Origin of the sequence: Campylobacter concisus UNSWCS (assembly GCF_000466685.1) — a bacterium.
Taxonomy (GTDB): domain Bacteria; phylum Campylobacterota; class Campylobacteria; order Campylobacterales; family Campylobacteraceae; genus Campylobacter_A; species Campylobacter_A concisus_A.
The window spans coordinates 1-278 of the sequence record NZ_ANNG01000096.1 but is presented as its reverse complement, the minus strand read 5'-3'; the positions used below and the strand labels follow the sequence as shown (position 1 = coordinate 278).

Below are 278 nucleotides of genomic sequence, written 5' to 3'. Positions count from 1 at the left end.
ATATATTTGAAAGAGGTTTTAAATATCTACCAACAACAAAGATCAAAAGTGCTATAACAACGATTATAAAGATGATAGAAGATATAAACTGCGAAACAAGAGTGCTATTTAGGCTATTATCATAATCACTTATAGAGTTTGCAGAGCAAACAAGCCAGTTAGCTTTATCATAAGATTCGCAAGCAAGAAGTCTCTCTGTGCCTCTAAGATTATAAGTAAATGTTTTATCGCCATTTTTCTTATACTCGTTTGAGTAGTCATCAAGGATCTTCATAGCT

1 protein-coding gene is annotated in these 278 nt (G+C 32.0%); it reads right to left on the bottom strand.

What is annotated here, in order from left to right; genetic code table 11:
- The coding region (locus UNSWCS_RS12105; protein WP_035144073.1) for a hypothetical protein at positions 1-278 on the bottom strand (278 nt) is incomplete at both ends.